The organism is Pseudomonas sp. 43(2021) (genome assembly GCF_017490805.1).
GTDB lineage: Bacteria > Pseudomonadota > Gammaproteobacteria > Pseudomonadales > Pseudomonadaceae > Aquipseudomonas.
The window spans coordinates 1-522 of sequence record NZ_JAFGYJ010000257.1; the positions used below are offsets into that span (position 1 = coordinate 1).

Genomic DNA, 522 nt, shown 5'->3' on the forward strand with positions numbered 1-522 from the left:
CATAACGCTTGGGGCAGTCGCGAGGCGCGCCAGCGTATCGTCGGGCAACTGAGCGAAAACGCCCATGCGTTCTTCAGCGGTGAGGCGCTGCGGGTCGTCAGTTGATAAACTGCGGCACTTTTTTTCAAGGAGCAGTTATGGATCCGCGCAGTGAAGTACTGCTTCGTCAGGCCGAGTTATTCCAGGGTTCGCTGCTGTTGGCCGGCCTGCCCGCCGATGATTTGCTCGGGCGCTTGCCCAACGCGTTCGGCTGGTGCTGGCACGCTGGCGATCAAGCCGCGCTGGATGCACGTTTCGAGGGCCGCAGCCAGTTCGGCGTAAACGTGCCCGAGCGTGAGTTCGACAGCGCTGTGGTGTTCCTGCCCAAATCCAAGGACCTCACCGATTACATTCTTAACGCCGTGGCGTCGCGTCTGGCCGGGCGTGAGGTGTTTCTGGTCGGGGAAAAACGCAGCGGCATCGAAGGCGCGTCCAAACAGCTCAACCCGTTCGGCAAGCCACGCAAACTCGACAGCGCTCGCC

At 61.7% G+C, this 522-nt stretch carries 2 pseudogenes; both read left to right on the forward strand.

What is annotated here, in order from left to right:
• Nucleotides 1-105, forward strand: a pseudogene (locus tag J5M71_RS27065) (glycerate dehydrogenase); the annotation flags it as partial.
• A 32-nt stretch (nucleotides 106-137) separates the two neighbouring features.
• Nucleotides 138-522, forward strand: a pseudogene (locus tag J5M71_RS27070) (16S rRNA methyltransferase); the annotation flags it as partial.